Origin of the sequence: Rhodococcus sp. NKCM2511, from assembly GCF_014905595.1 — a bacterium.
GTDB lineage: Bacteria > Actinomycetota > Actinomycetes > Mycobacteriales > Mycobacteriaceae > Rhodococcoides > Rhodococcoides fascians.
Genome location: NZ_BNHJ02000001.1, coordinates 3,154,497 through 3,170,604, shown reverse-complemented (window position 1 = coordinate 3,170,604; position 16,108 = coordinate 3,154,497). Strand labels below are relative to the sequence as shown.

General features: G+C 65.0%; 14 protein-coding genes and 1 tRNA gene. 8 read left to right on the top strand and 7 right to left on the bottom strand.

Features of this window, described 5'->3' with window-relative positions:
- Window positions 1-2 precede the first annotated feature (2 nt).
- A tRNA-Ser gene (locus JLZ96_RS14820) sits at window positions 3-92 on the bottom strand.
- Between the two features lie 58 nt (window positions 93-150).
- The gene (locus tag JLZ96_RS14815) at window positions 151-663 is read right to left on the bottom strand and encodes a MarR family winged helix-turn-helix transcriptional regulator (RefSeq protein ID WP_167325918.1); all 513 of its coding nucleotides are present in this window, start codon (window positions 661-663) and stop codon (window positions 151-153) included.
- 77 nt (window positions 664-740) lie between these two features.
- Here JLZ96_RS14815 and mgrA point away from each other — a divergent pair, with 77 nt between their 5' ends.
- Both mgrA and JLZ96_RS14805 read left to right on the top strand, forming a co-directional pair.
- Entirely contained in the window at window positions 741-1,775 is a 1,035-nt protein-coding gene (gene mgrA, locus JLZ96_RS14810) for an L-glyceraldehyde 3-phosphate reductase (RefSeq protein WP_201010461.1), read from the top strand.
- A gap of 34 nt (window positions 1,776-1,809) precedes the next feature.
- Entirely contained in the window at window positions 1,810-2,799 is a 990-nt protein-coding gene (locus JLZ96_RS14805; protein ID WP_201010460.1) for an NAD(P)H-quinone oxidoreductase, read from the top strand.
- A gap of 104 nt (window positions 2,800-2,903) precedes the next feature.
- On the opposite strand, the gene JLZ96_RS14800 is transcribed toward JLZ96_RS14805, so the two are convergent.
- The gene (locus JLZ96_RS14800; RefSeq protein ID WP_032366782.1) at window positions 2,904-4,109 is read right to left on the bottom strand and encodes a cysteine desulfurase-like protein; all 1,206 of its coding nucleotides are present in this window, start codon (window positions 4,107-4,109) and stop codon (window positions 2,904-2,906) included.
- Between the two features lie 175 nt (window positions 4,110-4,284).
- Between JLZ96_RS14800 and JLZ96_RS14795 the strand changes: the two genes are divergently transcribed.
- From JLZ96_RS14795 to JLZ96_RS14775, 5 genes are all read left to right on the top strand, one after another.
- On the top strand, window positions 4,285-4,866 hold the full coding sequence (locus JLZ96_RS14795) for a bacterial proteasome activator family protein (RefSeq protein ID WP_201010459.1): 582 nt from the start codon (window positions 4,285-4,287) through the stop codon (window positions 4,864-4,866).
- 93 nt (window positions 4,867-4,959) lie between these two features.
- A complete protein-coding gene (locus JLZ96_RS14790) occupies window positions 4,960-5,796 on the top strand; it encodes an ABC transporter permease (RefSeq protein ID WP_201010758.1) in 837 nt (278 codons plus the stop codon).
- Window positions 5,797-5,812: 16 nt separating this feature from the next.
- Window positions 5,813-6,625, top strand: coding sequence for an ABC transporter ATP-binding protein (locus JLZ96_RS14785; protein ID WP_201010757.1), 813 nt, complete (start codon window positions 5,813-5,815; stop codon window positions 6,623-6,625).
- On the top strand, window positions 6,606-7,520 hold the full coding sequence (locus JLZ96_RS14780) for a glycosyltransferase (protein WP_201010458.1): 915 nt from the start codon (window positions 6,606-6,608) through the stop codon (window positions 7,518-7,520). Before JLZ96_RS14785 ends, JLZ96_RS14780 begins: the two co-directional genes overlap by 20 nt.
- A gap of 39 nt (window positions 7,521-7,559) precedes the next feature.
- Window positions 7,560-8,423: a TylF/MycF/NovP-related O-methyltransferase gene (locus JLZ96_RS14775; protein ID WP_201010457.1), complete on the top strand. Its 864-nt coding sequence runs from the start codon at window positions 7,560-7,562 to the stop codon at window positions 8,421-8,423.
- Here the strand turns inward: JLZ96_RS14775 and JLZ96_RS14770 are convergent, their stop codons facing one another.
- The 4 genes from JLZ96_RS14770 to JLZ96_RS14755 form a co-directional block, all read right to left on the bottom strand.
- On the bottom strand, window positions 8,424-10,313 hold the full coding sequence (locus tag JLZ96_RS14770) for a glycosyltransferase (RefSeq protein ID WP_032382981.1): 1,890 nt from the start codon (window positions 10,311-10,313) through the stop codon (window positions 8,424-8,426).
- A 137-nt stretch (window positions 10,314-10,450) separates the two neighbouring features.
- Complete coding sequence (locus JLZ96_RS14765) at window positions 10,451-11,284, bottom strand: alpha/beta fold hydrolase (RefSeq protein ID WP_201010456.1); 834 nt, start codon at window positions 11,282-11,284, stop codon at window positions 10,451-10,453.
- Entirely contained in the window at window positions 11,281-11,883 is a 603-nt protein-coding gene (locus JLZ96_RS14760; RefSeq protein WP_032407819.1) for a TetR/AcrR family transcriptional regulator, read from the bottom strand. The genes JLZ96_RS14765 and JLZ96_RS14760 overlap by 4 nt, the downstream gene beginning before the upstream one ends.
- Window positions 11,884-13,671 (bottom strand): amidohydrolase family protein, encoded by a 1,788-nt coding sequence (locus tag JLZ96_RS14755; RefSeq protein WP_201010455.1) that lies wholly within the window; start codon window positions 13,669-13,671, stop codon window positions 11,884-11,886.
- A gap of 163 nt (window positions 13,672-13,834) precedes the next feature.
- Here JLZ96_RS14755 and JLZ96_RS14750 point away from each other — a divergent pair, with 163 nt between their 5' ends.
- On the top strand, window positions 13,835-16,087 hold the full coding sequence (locus tag JLZ96_RS14750; RefSeq protein WP_201010454.1) for a hypothetical protein: 2,253 nt from the start codon (window positions 13,835-13,837) through the stop codon (window positions 16,085-16,087).
- Window positions 16,088-16,108: the final 21 nt, after the last annotated feature.

The window sequence follows — 16,108 nt, the reverse complement described above, 5'->3', positions numbered from 1 at the left end:
TATGGCGGAAGCGGAGGGATTTGAACCCCCGGACGCTTTTACACGTCTCTCGCTTTCAAGGCGAGTGCATTGGGCCGCTCTGCCACGCTTCCGTGTGCGATCTTAACGGCCGAGGCGGCACCGGCCCAATCGCCCCTCTTTGCCGGTCTGTCAGCGTCGGGGTCGGGTTGCCGATGCGTCCATTGCGGCGTCGACCTTCTGGAAGATGTCGCCCAGGACCTCGAGTTCGGTCGGGGTGAGGAGATCGACCAGATGTTGCCGGACGCTACGGACGTGCGTGGGTGCTGCCTCCGTCAGTCGTCGTCGACCTTCCTCGGTGATGACGGCGAGGACGCCACGGCCGTCGTGCGCGCAGGTACTGCGGCGCACCATGTCCTGGACTTCCATCCGCCTGATCTGGTGGGTGAGGCGACTTCGGGAGGACAGAACCCCGTCGGCCAACTCGCTCATGCGGATGGAGCCGTCGTCCGCCTCGGACAGCATCACCAGGATGCGGTACTCCGCCATCGACAGGTCGTGCTTGTCCTGTAGATCCCTGTTCAATACCTCCATCAATCGTTGACCGCCGTCGACATAGGCACGCCAAGCTCTCATTTCCGCAGTGTCGAGCCACTGCGGGTCCCCCCCGGGACCAATGGCTAATTCGGCCGTCACGCGAGTCATCTTAGGCAGGAAATCTACTCACGAGTAGCTTGCCGTGGTTCGGGGTCCGATTCGCCGATGAGACCTAGGGTCGAGTTATGACAGATCCCTACATCGACCCTCCGTACGTTGCCGCCGCCGATCGCTACGAATCCATGTCGTATCGCAGAGTGGGATCGCGTGGGCCGGTACTGCCGGCGGTGTCGCTGGGCCTGTGGCACAACTTCGGCGACGACGTTCCACTTATGAAACAGCGCTCGATTCTTCGTCGCGCCTTCGATCTGGGAATCAACCACTTCGACTTGGCGAACAACTACGGTCCGCCGTACGGAAGCGCCGAGAAGAACTTCGGCCGCATCTTCTCCGAGGACTTCGCCGGGTACCGCGACGAACTGATCATCTCCAGCAAAGCGGGATGGGACATGTGGCCCGGCCCGTACGGCTTCGGCGGCTCCCGCAAGTACCTTTTGTCCTCACTCGACCAATCGTTGACGCGCATGAGACTCGACCACGTCGACATCTTCTACAGCCACCGCCCCGACCACGACACCCCCATCGAAGAGACAGCCGGCGCGCTGATCAGCGCTGTCCAGCAGGGGAAGGCCCTGTACGCGGGTATCAGCTCGTACAAGCCCGAGGGCACGCAGAAGATGGCGGATCTGCTCGCCGACGCCGGTGTTCCGCTGCTGATCCATCAGCCCAGCTACTCGATGGTCAACCGGTGGATCGAACCCGAACTACTGGGCACACTCGACGCGATCGGCGCAGGCGTCATTGCATTCTCTCCCCTCGCCCAAGGCATGCTCACCGACAAGTACCTCGACGGCATTCCCGCGGATTCGCGAGCAGCACAAGGCAAGTCACTGAACCCGGACTGGCTCACCGACGACCACATCGGGCACCTTCGCGCACTGAACGACATCGCGTCGGCCCGCGGTCAGTCACTGGCTCAGCTCGCGCTGAGTTGGGCGCTGCGCGACCGGCGAGTGACGTCGGTACTGATCGGCGCATCGAGCGTCGAGCAGCTCGAGAACAACGTCGCGGCGCTGGACAATCTGGATTTCTCCGACGCCGAACTCGAACAGATCGACAGTCACGCCGGCGACTTCGGCATCAACCTCTGGGACCTGTAAAGCGCCTGCGACAGTGGTGGCGCATCATGGATGCATGCGTGCAATCACACTGAAAGAATTCGGCGATCCCGACGTCATGGAGTGGACCGAGGTTCCCGATCCACGACCGGCCCGCGGACAGGTGATCGTCGACGTCTCCGCCACCGCCGTCAACCGTGCCGATCTGATGCAGCGTCAGGGCAACTACCCGCCGCCCCCGGGTGCCAGCGAGATCCTCGGTCTCGAGTGCTCGGGAATCATTTCCGAGCTCGGTGACGGCGTCAGCGGCTGGAACGTCGGCGACAGGGTCTGCGCGCTTCTGGCCGGTGGCGGGTACGCCGAGCAGGTAGCCGTGCCTGCCACCCAGCTGTTCCCGATCCCTGCGGGCCTCGATCTCCATGTGGCAGCAGCACTTCCGGAGGTCGCGTCCACGGTGTGGTCCAACCTGGTGATGGATGCGCACATGCGTTCGGGGCAGGTGCTGCTGATTCACGGCGGCGGTAGCGGAATCGGTACGCACGCAATCCAGGTCGCGAAACAGCTGGGCGTCACCGTCGCCGTGACCGCCGGATCCAAGTACAAGCTGGACATGTGCGCGGACCTCGGTGCAGACATCCTCATCGACTACAAGAACCAAGACTTCGTCACCGAAATCCGTTCACAGACAAACGATCACGGAGCCGACCTGATCCTAGACAACATGGGCGCAAAATACCTCGACCGAAACCTCGATGCCCTCGCCATGGACGGCACCGTCGTCACCATCGGAATGCAGGGCGGCGTGAAGGGGGAGCTGAACTTCGGCAAGCTCCTCGCCAAGCGCGGCTCGGTACACGCGGCCGGATTGCGTGGACGCCCCGAGACCGGACCGTCGAGCAAAGCCGACATCGTCGCCGACATGACCGCGCACCTGTGGCCGATGATCTCCGAGGGCCGCGTCACCGCCGTCGTGCATGCCGAAATCCCGATAACCGAAGCAGCACAAGGCCATCGGATGCTCGACGACGCCGAGACGATCGGGAAGGTCATCCTGCGCGTGCAGTGATGTGCGTCCGAGGGTCGTGCGTGGAACTTCGTAGTGGGCTACGAGGCCGGAGTGGAGCCTGCGGAACGACCCGGAGGCACCTCGTGCACGTGCGGCGCAGCCGCTCAAAGAGCGAGCGCAGCGAGAGCTTTCACGAGCTGATCGATCTCGTACCGGGTGGTGTAGGGAGCGAGTCCGATGGTGACGGCACCACCTTCGTCGTTGACGCCCAGGGCGTCGAGCAGACGACTGCCACCGTGGACCCCGCTGACGCTGCCGATTCGAGCCTGCGCGAGCTGCTCGGACACCTTCACCGCGGGCATACCGTCGACGGTGAAGCTGACGGTCGGGATACGCGTAGGCGCAGTGCCGAGCACCATGACGTGATCGAGGGTGGCGAGCGCAGCCATCAGATGCTCGAAAAGCCGATCCTGATAGTGCTGCAGCGACCCGATCGACAGTTCGAGCCGCTCACGGCGAGTGCCGGTGGCTGCGTCGTCGAGGTTGGCCAGGTAGTCGATGGACGACACGACACCGGCCAGCAGCGCGTACTGATGACCACTGACCTCGAGCCGCTCGGGTCCCTTCGCCGACGGGTTCAGCGACATCGACGGCAACTGGTCGAGCAGAGTCGGATCGCGGAAGATCAGCGCACCCACCGACGGCCCACCCCACGCGGCCGCGTCGATCGCGACGACGTCGGCTCCGAGTTCCTTGATGTCGACGTGTGCGTAGGGGGCTGCTCCGGCGGCATCGACGACGATGAGTCCACCGACCTCGTGGACCAGATCCGCCGCGACGCGAACGTCGGGAGCGCTACCCACGATCGGCGACGCCGCGGTGACCGCGACGAGCCGGGTGGTGGAGGTGATGAGTTCCTCGAACTGCCACGTGGGCAGCTCGCACGTATCGATCTCGACCTCGGCCCAGCGCACGTGTGCGCCGGTTCGGCTGGCGACCCGCAGCCACGGCGCGACGTTGGCTTCCTCGTCCAGACGCGAGAGCACCAGGCCGGTTCCCAGCCCGAGCCGGGAGCTCAGAGAATCGGCGAGCCACGACAGCAGCGTCGCCCGATCCGGTCCGATGACCACCCCGGACGGATAGGCACCGACCAGATCTGCGATTGCGACGCGGGCGGATTCGAGCAGAGCAGCACTCCGCTTGGCAGCGATGTTGCCGGCCGAATGATTGGACGCACTGTGCCGGAACGCCGTGGAGACGGCCGTCGACACGCGATCCGGAATCAGCATTCCCAGCTGAGGGTCCAAATGAATCCACCCGTCGCCGAGGGAGGGAATGGACCCTCTGACCCGTGCGACGTCGTACCCCATGCCGGACACTCTAAGCGCCGACCCGCCGAGGGTGTGTTTCACGTCCCGTTTCCCCAGGGAACGGCAGCCAACAACGCACGCTTCGATCCTCCTGACACCCCGGTTGCGAACGACCGAACCAGGATAATCGCCCCTGTCGATCGCGCAACGGCAGGCGACGCGTAAAGATGGATGCATGACGCAATCCGAGTCGAACAATGCACCCGGCGATCACGTCGTCGTGATCGGCCCCAACGGAGAGCCACTCGCACTGAGCCGCGAGGAAGCCACCGCTGCTGCAGCCCGCGCTTCCGGATCGGCGGCCAACGAGGAGTCGTCCGACGGATCGGACCTCTCGGAGATGGTGGAACAGCCCGCCAAGGTGATGCGCATCGGCACGATGATCAAGCAACTGCTCGAAGAAGTGCGCGCGGCACCTCTCGACGACGCCAGCCGTAATCGGCTCAAGGAAATCCACAAATCGTCCATCCAGGAGCTCAAGCAGGGCTTGGCCCCGGAGCTGCGCGACGAGCTCGAGCGTCTGGTGCTGCCGTTCGGCGACGACGTCGTGCCCACCGACGCCGAACTGCGGATCGCGCAGGCTCAGCTCGTCGGCTGGCTCGAAGGACTGTTCCACGGCATCCAGACGGCGCTGTTCGCTCAGCAGATGGCCGCACGGGCCCAGCTCGAGCAGATGCGTCAGGGCGCATTGCCGCCCGGTGTCATGCCCACACCGGGCGGCGGCCACGGCGGGAGCGGTACCGGCCAGTATCTGTAGCAAGCTCGACATGAGTCCCTCGGTCGAAGACGGGTAGTGTCGACCGTCGTGTCGGCACCAGCGAAGGATCCCGAGAGCGAGGCAGGAGAACAGATGCCTGCTGCGGTTTCGGACTCACAGACTTATCGGCGCGCGTTCGGCGATCTGCGGACCGGTTTCAACCAGCGTGAGCTGTGGCTGCATCTCGGCTGGCAGGACATCAAGCAGCGCTATCGACGGTCGGTGATCGGCCCGTTCTGGATCACCATCGCCACCGGCGTCCAGGCCATCGCCATGGGCCTGCTGTATTCGGTGCTCCTGAACATCGATCTGCGCGAGTTCCTGCCGCACGTGACCGTCGGGCTGATCGTGTGGGGCCTGATCAGCGCCGCGATCCTCGAAGGCGGAGACGTCTTCGTCGCCAACGAGGGCCTGATCAAGCAGCTGCCCAGTGCGCTCAGCGTGCACGTCTATCGGTTGGTGTGGCGTCAGCTGCTGCTCCTCGGCCACAACCTGCTGATCTACGTGATCATCATCGCGATTTTCTGGCCGCCCGGCGGACTGCACTGGACCGTGATCTTCGCGATCCCGGCGCTGGTCCTGATTCTGCTCAACGCGGTGTGGGTGTCGATCCTCTTCGGCATCATCGCCACCCGCTACCGCGACATCGCCCCGATCCTCGGCAGCTTCGTCACGCTGATGTTCTTCATGACGCCGATCGTGTGGACCACCTCGGGCCTACAGCAGATGGGCGGCGAGGCCGCGAATCGCGCGAAGCTCGTCGAGATCAACCCGCTGTTCCACTACCTGGACATCATCCGGGCCCCTCTGATCGGCGAGGACCAGCAGGCGTATCACTGGTACATCGTGCTCGGGTTCACCGTCGTCGGGTGGGCGCTGGCCATCGTCGCTCTCAAGAAGTACCGGGCCCGCGTGCCCTACTGGGTTTAGGGGTCAGCAGTTGTCCATCAGCATCAGTACTCATGACGCATGCGTCGACTTCCCGATCTTCGACGCCAAGACGCGGTCCTTGAAGAAGGCGTTCCTCGGCAAAGCCGGCGGTGCCATCGACCGGAACTCCTCCGACGTCGTCGTCGTCGAAGCTCTCAAGAACATCACGATGAACCTGAAGGACGGCGATCGCGTCGGCCTGGTGGGTCACAACGGCGCGGGCAAGTCGACGCTGCTGCGGCTGCTCTCGGGCATCTACGAGCCGACGCGCGGCAGCGCCACCATCCGCGGCCGCGTCGCGCCGGTGTTCGATCTGGGCGTCGGTATGGACCCGGAGATCTCCGGTTACGAGAACATCATCATCCGCGGTCTGTTCCTCGGCCAGACGCGCAAGCAGATGCTCGCGAAGATGGACGAGATCGCCGACTTCACCGAACTCGGCGACTATCTGGACATGCCGCTGCGCACCTACTCCACAGGTATGCGGGTGCGCGTCGCGATGGGCGTCGTCACCAGCATCGACCCGGAGATCCTGCTGCTCGACGAGGGCATCGGTGCCGTCGACGCGGAATTCATGAAGAAAGCCCGGCACCGGCTGCAGGAGTTGGTGAAGCGCTCGGGAATCCTGGTGTTCGCCAGCCACTCCAACGAATTCCTGGCTCAGTTGTGCGATACCGCGATGTGGATCGATCACGGCCAGATTCGCCGGCAGGGCGGCATCGAGGACGTGGTGCGGGCATACGACGGCGACGACGCCGGGGACCACGTCGCGCAGATCCTGAAAGAGATCGAGCGGGAAGACGGACCTGATGGGCAAGCCGGTGCCTGACCGGATCATCGGGGTCATCGTCACGCACAAGCGTCGGGAGTTGTTGGCTCTGTCGTTGGACGTCATCGGTGCCCAGACGCGTCCGCTCGATCATCTGGTCGTCGTCGACAATGCGAACGAGCCGGCCGTCCGCGAATTGGTGGACTCGATGGCCCTGCCGACGACGTACCTCGGCTCGCAGCACAACCTGGGCGGCGCAGGCGGATTCGCGCTGGGCATTCTGTACGCCCTCTCGCTCGGTGCGGACTGGGTGTTTCTCGCCGACGACGACGGCCGCCCCGAGGGCCCGAAGGTGCTCGAGACCCTTTACGACTGCGCGCTCGCGCACGGACTGGACGAGGTCTCCCCCGTCGTCTGTGACATCGAGGATCCGGATCGTCTGGCGTTTCCGCTGCGACGCGGCGTCGAGTGGCGTCGTCTTCGCTCGGAGTTGATCGACCCCGAGAATCCGGACGACGATCTGCTCGAAGGCATCGCGTCGTTGTTCAACGGTGCCCTGTTCAAGGCGTCGACGATCGATGCGGTGGGCGTGCCCGATCTGCGCCTGTTCGTGCGCGGTGACGAGGTGGAAGTACACCGCCGATTGCAGCGCTCGGGCCTGAAGTTCGGAACGTGCCTCACGGCCGCGTACGTGCACCCGAACGGGGCCGAGGAGTTCAAGCCGATCCTCGGTGGCCGGATGCACACGCAGTACCCGGAGGATGCGACCAAGCGGTACTTCACCTACCGCAACCGCGGTTACTTGATGTCGCAGCCTGGTATGCGAAAGCTGTTGCCGCAGGAGTGGATTCGCTTCACTTGGTTCTTCCTGATCACCACCAGGAATCCTCGCGGTCTGGCCGAGTGGTTCCGGCTGCGCGGACTCGGCCGTCGAGAGCACTTTCGTAAGCCCTGACGTGTTTGCGAACGCGTCCTCACCGGCTACCGTGTGCCCATGACGGAACCTCGGAAGCTCGCGGATCGCATCAAGTCGTCGGCTCGAGAAAAACTTCAACGAGCAATCGGTGAGGTTCTGGCGCAGCAGACCGCGCAGCTGGCCGAGCAGACCAGCGATCAGCAAGCGATATTGCTCGACGTCCTCGAACGTCAACGACGTGAGATCGACGATCTGCACGCCTTCATTCGCGGTCTCGAGATGCGGATGCGTCGCGACATTCCGTACGCCTCCGACGTCGAGGCCGCCGCCCAGAGCGCAGAATTCGCCGAAGAGATGATGCCGGAGGCACCGACCTTCCTGCGGCCGCACGCCACGCTGCGATTCGCCCTCGGTGAGGTCTCCATTCGCGGCATGGCGCTCGAGTTCGGAGTTGCCAGCGGGACGACGCTCGAGATCATCGCCGAGGAATTGGCGTCGCGTAAGGACATCACCGTCGTCGCCGGATTCGACGTGTTCTCCGGCCTACCCGAGACCTGGCGTACGGGCTTTCCGAAGGGACTGTTCGAGCAGGACACCATCCCCGAAGTGCCCGGCGCACAGATCGTCCCCGGATTGTTCGAGGATTCGCTGCCGGGGTTCCTGAAGGGCCACCACGAGAAGTTGGCCTTCCTGCACCTCGACGCCGACCTGTACTCGTCGACGGTCACCGTGCTGGACCTCGTGGCCGATCGACTCGCAGTGGGCACCGTCATCGTGTTCGACGAGTACTTCAACTTCCCCGGCTGGCGCAACCACGAGTACCGGGCGTGGACGGAATTCGTCGCACGCACCGGCACCGAATTCGACTACCTCGGGTACACCGCCGACAACGAACAGGTCGTCGTACGGATTCGCACGGCACCCAAGGTCCGGTCGAACTAGCTACTGCCCGTAGAGACGAGCCCAGTTCTCGCGGCTCGTCAGCTGTGGGACGGCGGCGCGGTACGACGCTGCCACGGCGGGTGTCTCGGTGCGCAGACGCTTGAGTGCCGACACCCCGCGCTTGAGCAGCTCGACGGCATGTGCCTTGTTGCGCTTGCGAACTCGGACGCCCTCTTGCGAGCGGTCGGTGACGATCGCGTGGGAGAACAGCGAGACGTGCCACCAGTGCGCGTCGTCGGCCGAGATGGAAACGGGGCCCGGATCCACCGTGCCGCGCCACTGGTTGAGGACGCGCTTGGCGAGCACGGCGAATTCCATGCTCTTCTTCGGGTGCGGGCCGGCCGGGGTGATGAACATGTCGGCCGGACGCACCCCCGGTACGTCGTTGGCGTTGTGCCGCTTGGTTTCTCCGTACGCTGCGCGCTCGCGCCGAATGGAACCGGCCGCGTCCATGCCGCCGTCGAGCAGATGTTCCGGACCGGCCAGGAAGTCCTCGACGGACTTGATCAGCGTGTACGCCATGCCATACTGCATCGACACCAGGTAGCGAAGCAGGTCGGTGAACAGCTGCTTGGCGAGCGTCTTACCGTCGAGTTCGATGTGCAGGGCGGCGGTGATCATGCCGTTGCGCAGGTTGAAGTAGCGGTGCCACTCGTCCCAGTCCTTCCACGCGAAGTCGGCGTGCCACACCGCTGCGCCCGGCAGCGTGACGGTGGCGAATCCGTTTGCGCGCGAACGGTATCCGTACTCGATGTCGTCCCACTGGAAGAACAGCGGCAACGGGTAGCCGACCTGCCCGACGATCTCCGACGGGATGAGGCACGACCACCAGCCGTTGTATCCGGCGTCGACGCGGACGTCCTGCTGACGCTTGCGCTTGAATGCGCTCTTGTCCGATACCGCGTTCTTGACGTGGACTCCGGCCTCGAGCTTCTGCAGGTTGGCCACCTCGGCACCGACGTGCACGCGGTCGGGGTGCAGCAGGTACAGCATCTGGGCGCCGATGATCGCGGGCTCGACGGTCATGTTTGCGAACGAGTTCATGCGCACGATCGCCTCGGGCTCGCACAGCACGTCGTCGTCCATGAAGATCACGTTGGCCGGATCGCCGCCCTTGCCCTGCACCTCGTAGAGCCCGCGAGTGAATCCGCCCGCGCCGCCGAGGTTGGGCTGCGTGATGTAGACGAGCTTGTCGCCCAGTTCGGCCGCGACGCGCTGGAACTTCTCGCGCGTCTGCACCTGATCGGTGCCCTGATCGACGACGTAGACGTTGTCGACGCCGAGCAGAGCGATCGGGTCGTCGGCCATTGCTGCGACGGTGTTGGCGCAGTCGTCGGCGCGGTTGAACGTGCAGATCACCACCGAGGTGGGTCGCAACTTCTCGGGAGCGGCGACGGTCCACTCCGCGTCCTGTACCGACAGCTCGCTCGACGTCGTGGTGAAACGAACGAACAGTGCGCCGCCGTCGAGGAACTGCGTGGTGGCGACGGGAACGGCCAACTGAGTCGACGCGTTCGCGGAATCGACCGTTGTGCTGGCCATCGTGCGCTCGTGACCCTTGTAGTCCGTGGCCACCAGATCGATCCGGCCGGCACCGGCGACGGTCGCCCGGAACACCACCTCGGTGACGGTGGTCCACCGCTGCCAGTAGCTGGCCGGGAACCGTCCGAAGTAGCTGTTGGTATGTACGACGCTGCGCTTGGCGATCCGGACACCGGTGCGGGTGCGCTCGGCGTTGCCCTTGCGGACCTCGCTGTACATGTCTGCGCTGACCAGGGGCGACGGGCCGTCGAACAGAAGCCTCTGAACTGTCAGTTCGGCCGTGTCGTCACCGCCGGCGGTAGCCGGCACGTCCGAGGAACCGAGACGATCGAGAGCAGTGCCGTCCATACCGAGAAATACCCCATCCAGTTCGAGTAGTGACAGTTCGAGCGATCACAGGTGTGGCCGTACCGAGAAGAAGACCACTGACCATGGTTGCACAGCCCACGGCCGATCCGTCCGACGCTCGCCGCACTGCCCGCCACCTACTCCCCTTCCCGCACCCTCTCCAGCAGCACCCGAGCGGCATCGGCCGGGTGCGTGTACGGCCACCAGTGGCCCGCCTCGACGTGAACGACGCGCAAGTCGGGGATCCACCGATCGAGACCCTCGGTGAGGTTCGTCGACAGCATCGGGTCGTGTGTCGGGACCACCACGGTGGTCGGGACGACGCACCGCGGATCGGGTCCACGGAACACCCGCCGCAGCACGTTGGCCCGGTACAGCGCGATGCCGCGCTGCTGGTCGGCCGCCGTCGGGGTCGGCTCGCCCTCGGCCTGCAGTCGGGCCAGCAGAGCCGGTATTCGCGATCGCAGGACGGGCACGTGAAACCCGAAGACGTACCAGGACCTGGCCAACTGCCCCACCAGTGACGGCCATCGATGCGGCCGGACCGACCGCGCCCGTGCCACCTGCCGCAGATGATCCAGACTCGGCCCCGACACCGACGTGTACGACGCGAATGCGGTGCTCGCCCGAGGCGAGGCCATCGCCTCCCACATCTGGACCGACCCCCAGTCGTGGGCGAAGACGTGGACCTTGCCGGTCAGGCCCGGAATCGACTCGACCACCGCGAAGGCGTCCCGCGCCAGCTGCTCGATGGCGACGTCTGCCGCAGGCTCCAGCACGGACGCTCCGCTGCCTCGTGTGTCGTAGGCGATCACCCGGACCGTGTCGCCGAGCGCGGTGATCAGCGGATCGAACACGTGATGGTTATCGGGATAGCCGTGCACCAGCAACACCGTCGAGCGGGCTGTCGGGTTCCCGTACTCGAAAACGGGAAGCTCGGCACCGGCGATGCATACCGTCCAGTGAGTCATCCCGCGTCGGTCAGGGCATGCAGTGCGCCGCCGCGCAACAGGTGAGCAATCATCTTCAGCCGCATGGCTTCCTGCTCGGGCTGCGGATGGACCACGGCTGCCAACGCCTCGCCGTCGAGCAGGTGGACGACACTGAAGACCACCGTTTCCAGATGCTGCGGATCGATCACGCCGGCAACGGGAAGCGCACGAGCAAGTTCGGCGATCTGCTCGTGATATCGAACGGTGAACGGCTGCAGTCTCTCTCGCAGCTCGTCGTCGCTGCGGGCGGCGGTCAACAGCTCGTACCAGGCCCCGTTGATCGGGGCGCGGCACGCTGCTCTGAGCAGTTCGAGACAGTGCTCGATGGACGCACTGCCGAAACCGGACAGGCCGCGGCGAAACTCCTCGAACTGACGTCGACGAACCTCGTCGGCTGCGGCGACGATCAGGTCGAGCCTGGTGTCGAAATGCCGAAACATGGCCCCGGACGACACCCCGGCCCGGCTGACGATTTCACTGACACTGGTTGCGGCGTAACCCTTCTCGCACAACGATGCGATAGTCGCGTCGAGCAGTTTTCCGATGGTCTCGGTTCGGCGCTGTTGTTGACTCGCCACTCACACACGCTCCCGGCGTCGCGGGGCGGTGGGAGTGCCTGCCCGCAGGAAGCTACCGGCCCGCTCCGACACACCGAACCAGGGCGCAAAGGTGCCGCCGGAGAACACCACTCGGCCCGCGACCAGAGTGGCGGCGACTGCTCGGTCGTTGCGATTGACCATGCGGCTCAGGCCACCGAATTCCGGCATGGTCTCCTCGCGATAGGCCAGGACATCCTCGTTCAGGCCCTCCGGGTCGATCACGACGATATCGGCACGGTCCCCCACCCGCAGGTGCCCGGCGTCGACACCGTAGAAGTCGGCCAGTTCGCCGCTGAGCTTGTGCACGGCCTTCTCGACGGTCATGAACGGCCGGCGATCGTTTCGCGCGTCGTGCACGCGGTGCAGCAACCGAATGCCGAAGTTGTAGAACGCCATGTTGCGCAGATGAGCGCCGGCATCGGAGAAACCAACGGTCACCCCGGGCTGATTGATCAGCTTGTCCATCTGCCGCTTGCGGTGATTGGCAACCGTCGTGTGCCAGCGCAACTTTCGGCCGTGCTCGACCACCAGATCGAGGAACGCGTCCACCACGTGCACACCACGTTCGGCCGCGACCTCCGCGATGTTCTTTCCGACGACCGAGGCGTCGGGGCACTCGGTGATCTCGGCGTCGGCGAAGTCCCGATGCCAGACGCGCGAGCTGAACTTCTTCTCGAAGTCGGCACGGAACCAGCGGCGGTACGCCTCGTCGGACAGCAACTCGTTGCGGCCCAACTCTTCTCGCAGATGCAGCGCGGCGCGGCCCGAGCCGAACTCCTCGAACACCACGAGATCGATGCCGTCGGAATACACGTCGAACGTAGTGGGGAGGTGCTGCCAGCGGAACTGCCCCTTGCCCGGGCCGTTGACCATCCGGGCGAGCGGGCCGAAGACGCGATGGATCCACGGCGACGCCTTGGCATCGGCCGCCGCCAGCAGCGAGATCTTGAGCGGAGTGCGGCCGACCCCGGTGGCCGAGGCGAGGAAGAACAACATGTCGTACTTGGTGTTCAGGTTCGGAATGCTCTGCAACAGCCGACCGCGTCGACGCAGAATCTTGTGCAGAGAACGGAATTCGCTCCACCGCGCATAAGAGGACGGCAACGAACGAGACCGGTATCGATCGCCGTCCAACTTGTCCCACGGGTTCGTCATGGTCGACATTCCGAGCAGCCCGGCATCGAGCGCCTTCTCGAGCGCGTCGGACATGGCACGCCATTCTTCCCGGGTGGGCTTCTGACTTCGGTCGGTCGAGCGGTCGAGCCCCATGACATGCGCCCGTAGATCCGAATGACCCACCAATGCAGCAATATTGGGCCCGAGAGGCAGGCGCTCGAGGGCTGCGATGTACTCGTCGGGACTGTTCCAATTTTTGTGCGCATCGACTGCCTTGAGCACATGATCGCGCGGCAGCGCCTCGACCCGACTGAACAGGTCCGCAATGTCGACCGGAGTGGAATAGAGCGTCGACAACGAACAGTTGCCCAGGAGAACCGTCGTGACCCCGTGCCGGACGGATTCTTCGAGACCCGGCCCGACCAACACCTCTGCGTCGTAATGGGTGTGTACGTCCACGAAGCCCGGCGTGACCCACTTGCCGGTGGCATCGACCACCTCGGTCGTCGCGCCCGCCTCGAGGGGAGTGGACGACACGGCCCGCACGACGCCGTCGACGATGCCCACATCCGCTCGAACTCCAGGACCGCCGGATCCGTCGTACACGGTTCCGCCGGTGATGACGACATCGAAAGGAATGTTCGGGTTCATGTGACCTCCGTCATAGAATGACGAAACAGTAACTTAGAGAGTGGTCACTCGCAATAGCCGCTTTCCTGCGGACATCTGCGTGATGCATGCGTCGGCGTTTCGGCTCGGGAGCAAGACGACAGCTACAGTCGGGTGTCTTTGCCCGAACTCACGGAGTTGACCCTTGCCCACTACGGATACCCAGATCGCGAGCAGCTCCCTGCCCGACAGCAGACGAGAGCGCCTCGTATGGGGAGCGGCAATTGCTGCCGTCGTCGTGTTGGGCTATCTCTTGGTGCTCAGCGTCGACCCTCGCTTCTTCTACATCGACGACACCGAATCCGGTGCCATCCCCAACTGGCTTCAACTCGGGCGCATCATGCGCGACGGTCACTTCCCGTCCCTCGTGCTCGATCAGTGGATGGCGGGCAACTATCCCGTCGAAGGCCAGGGCGGACTGTGGAACCCGGTTCAGATGGCGATCAACTACGTCTCGCCCTCGATCGACAACCTGGTCCTGCTCGCGACGGTCGTCAAACTGGGCTTCTCGATCCTGCTGGCCTGGGGTGTGTACCGCGTCGCGCTCGTCTACGGGGCACGCGCGAACTGGGCCGCCGTCGCAGGCGCAAGCGCACCGTTCGTCGGCTTCACCCTGTTCTTCGAGAACACCTCGTGGGTGACGGCCCTCATCGGCACCGCGTACATCACCAACGCATGGGCGAGCTCGGTGAAGTACGCCCGCGGCCACAGCGGCCCCGTCGTGCCGTTCGTGTTCCTCTACCTGGCCATCAGCGTGGGATACGTCCACGCCGCGGTCATGGCCGGCGTCATGATCGGCTCGGTCGCGATCGGCGAACGGTTGTTCCAGCGCCTGTGGCGTCCGGCGCTGAAGGTGTGCAGCGTCGGCATCGCCGCGGCCGCCTGCGGGGCCGTCACCTTCCTGCCGGGAGTACTGACCTCCGCGGTCACGTGGCGCAGCGGTGACGAGGGAACGTTCAACGACAACTTCCTGACGGCACCGTGGTCGGAATCGTTGACCGCCAGTATCCCGACGGCCGTGACCAGCATCGAATCGTGGGCAGGCGAGACCACCGAAGCCCCGGTCACCTACATCGCCTGGTTCCTCGTCCCTGCGCTCGCGTTCATCGCGTGGCGTCGGGTGCCCACGGCGTTGCGTGAGCTGGCCGCACCACTGATTCTGTTGGCGTTCGCGCTGGTCTTCACCGCGGGCCCCAGCGATATCGGCCCCATCCGCTGGCCCGCGCGCATCCTCCCCTTCGTCGCCATCGTCGCGTTGATCCTCGTCGTCACCCTGATCAGCCGATACGGAACTCTGGACAAGCTGCGGCCCCGACTGCTCGCCGCCGGCCTGCTGACGCTGGTGTTGCTGCTGCGTGCCGGCTCGTCGGGTCCGGAGTTCTTCGGCCGCCACATCGTTGCTGCGCTCGCGATCCTGCTGGTCGGCGCACTCGCCCTGCTGCTCGCCCACCGCTTCTCCACCCGGGCCACCGCCGCGCTCATCCTGGTGACGATCGCGCCGATCGCGATGTACCAGGTGGCCGGATACCAACCGCCGTTCGCCAAATGGTGGCTCCCCACCTCGCAGTCCGAGGCCAAGGCGCAGTTCCCGCAGTGGCAGGGCTCGACGCTGCAGCTCGGCAGTCGTGCGCTGACCGAGACCGAAGCCGACGGGCCCGACGACCCGCAACTGCCGTGGCACTCGCAGGTCTACGGCAACTCCGCCAAGGTGATGGGCCTGGACTACGTCAACGCCTACACCCCCGTCGGCTACCTCGATTTCGCAAACCTGCTGTGCTTCGAGCACGAGGGTTCGACCTGCACCGACGCCTTCGACCGGCTCTTCGAGATCGAGCCGTACACCGGCAAGACCTATGCCGATCTGATGCAGCTCGACCGCGTCGTACTGCAGAAACTGCAGTATCCGCTGGCCGAGAGGGAGGCCGCGCCCGCAGGCTGGCAGTGGGTCACCGCGCCCACCCCCGACTCCGCTCGGCAGGTCTACGTCCTCGAACGCGTCGATGGATTGATTCCTACCGCGTCGGGACGCGTCGTAGCGACGGTGAACGCCTCCGCCGACCCGATCTCGTCCGACGCGGACTCCGAGCACGTCACCGTCTCCGCGCCCGCCGGTGGCAGCGTCGTCTTCTCGCGGTTGGCCTGGCCCGGCTACACCGCCACTCTGAACGGTGAGCCGCTGCAGACGAAAGGCCTGGCCGATATCTTCCTGTACGTCGACCTGCCGCCCGGCACCGACGCAGCGGACCTCGAACTCACCTTCCGGCCGCCCGGTGAACGACTCGGACTCGCTGCCATGGCCGGTGGGGTGATGGTGCTGATCGGCCTGGTCGTACTCGATGTTCGACGACGTCCACGCCCCTCCGCGCCGGAGTTCGGCAGTACGACGTCCAGCAGATAGGGTCAGACCTCGTGACGTCCG

Excerpts from the sequence above, each read along its gene's own strand:
- JLZ96_RS14815 (WP_167325918.1), bottom strand. The coding sequence starts at position 663 with ATGACTCGCGTGACGGCCGAATTAGCCATTGGTCCCGGGGGGGACCCG.
- mgrA (WP_201010461.1), top strand. The coding sequence starts at position 741 with ATGACAGATCCCTACATCGACCCTCCGTACGTTGCCGCCGCCGATCGC.
- JLZ96_RS14805 (WP_201010460.1), top strand. The coding sequence starts at position 1,810 with ATGCGTGCAATCACACTGAAAGAATTCGGCGATCCCGACGTCATGGAG.
- JLZ96_RS14800 (WP_032366782.1), bottom strand. The coding sequence starts at position 4,109 with ATGGGGTACGACGTCGCACGGGTCAGAGGGTCCATTCCCTCCCTCGGC.
- JLZ96_RS14795 (WP_201010459.1), top strand. The coding sequence starts at position 4,285 with ATGACGCAATCCGAGTCGAACAATGCACCCGGCGATCACGTCGTCGTG.
- JLZ96_RS14790 (WP_201010758.1), top strand. The coding sequence starts at position 4,960 with ATGCCTGCTGCGGTTTCGGACTCACAGACTTATCGGCGCGCGTTCGGC.
- JLZ96_RS14780 (WP_201010458.1), top strand. The coding sequence starts at position 6,606 with ATGGGCAAGCCGGTGCCTGACCGGATCATCGGGGTCATCGTCACGCAC.
- JLZ96_RS14775 (WP_201010457.1), top strand. The coding sequence starts at position 7,560 with ATGACGGAACCTCGGAAGCTCGCGGATCGCATCAAGTCGTCGGCTCGA.
- JLZ96_RS14770 (WP_032382981.1), bottom strand. The coding sequence starts at position 10,313 with ATGGACGGCACTGCTCTCGATCGTCTCGGTTCCTCGGACGTGCCGGCT.
- JLZ96_RS14765 (WP_201010456.1), bottom strand. The coding sequence starts at position 11,284 with ATGACTCACTGGACGGTATGCATCGCCGGTGCCGAGCTTCCCGTTTTC.
- JLZ96_RS14755 (WP_201010455.1), bottom strand. The coding sequence starts at position 13,671 with ATGAACCCGAACATTCCTTTCGATGTCGTCATCACCGGCGGAACCGTG.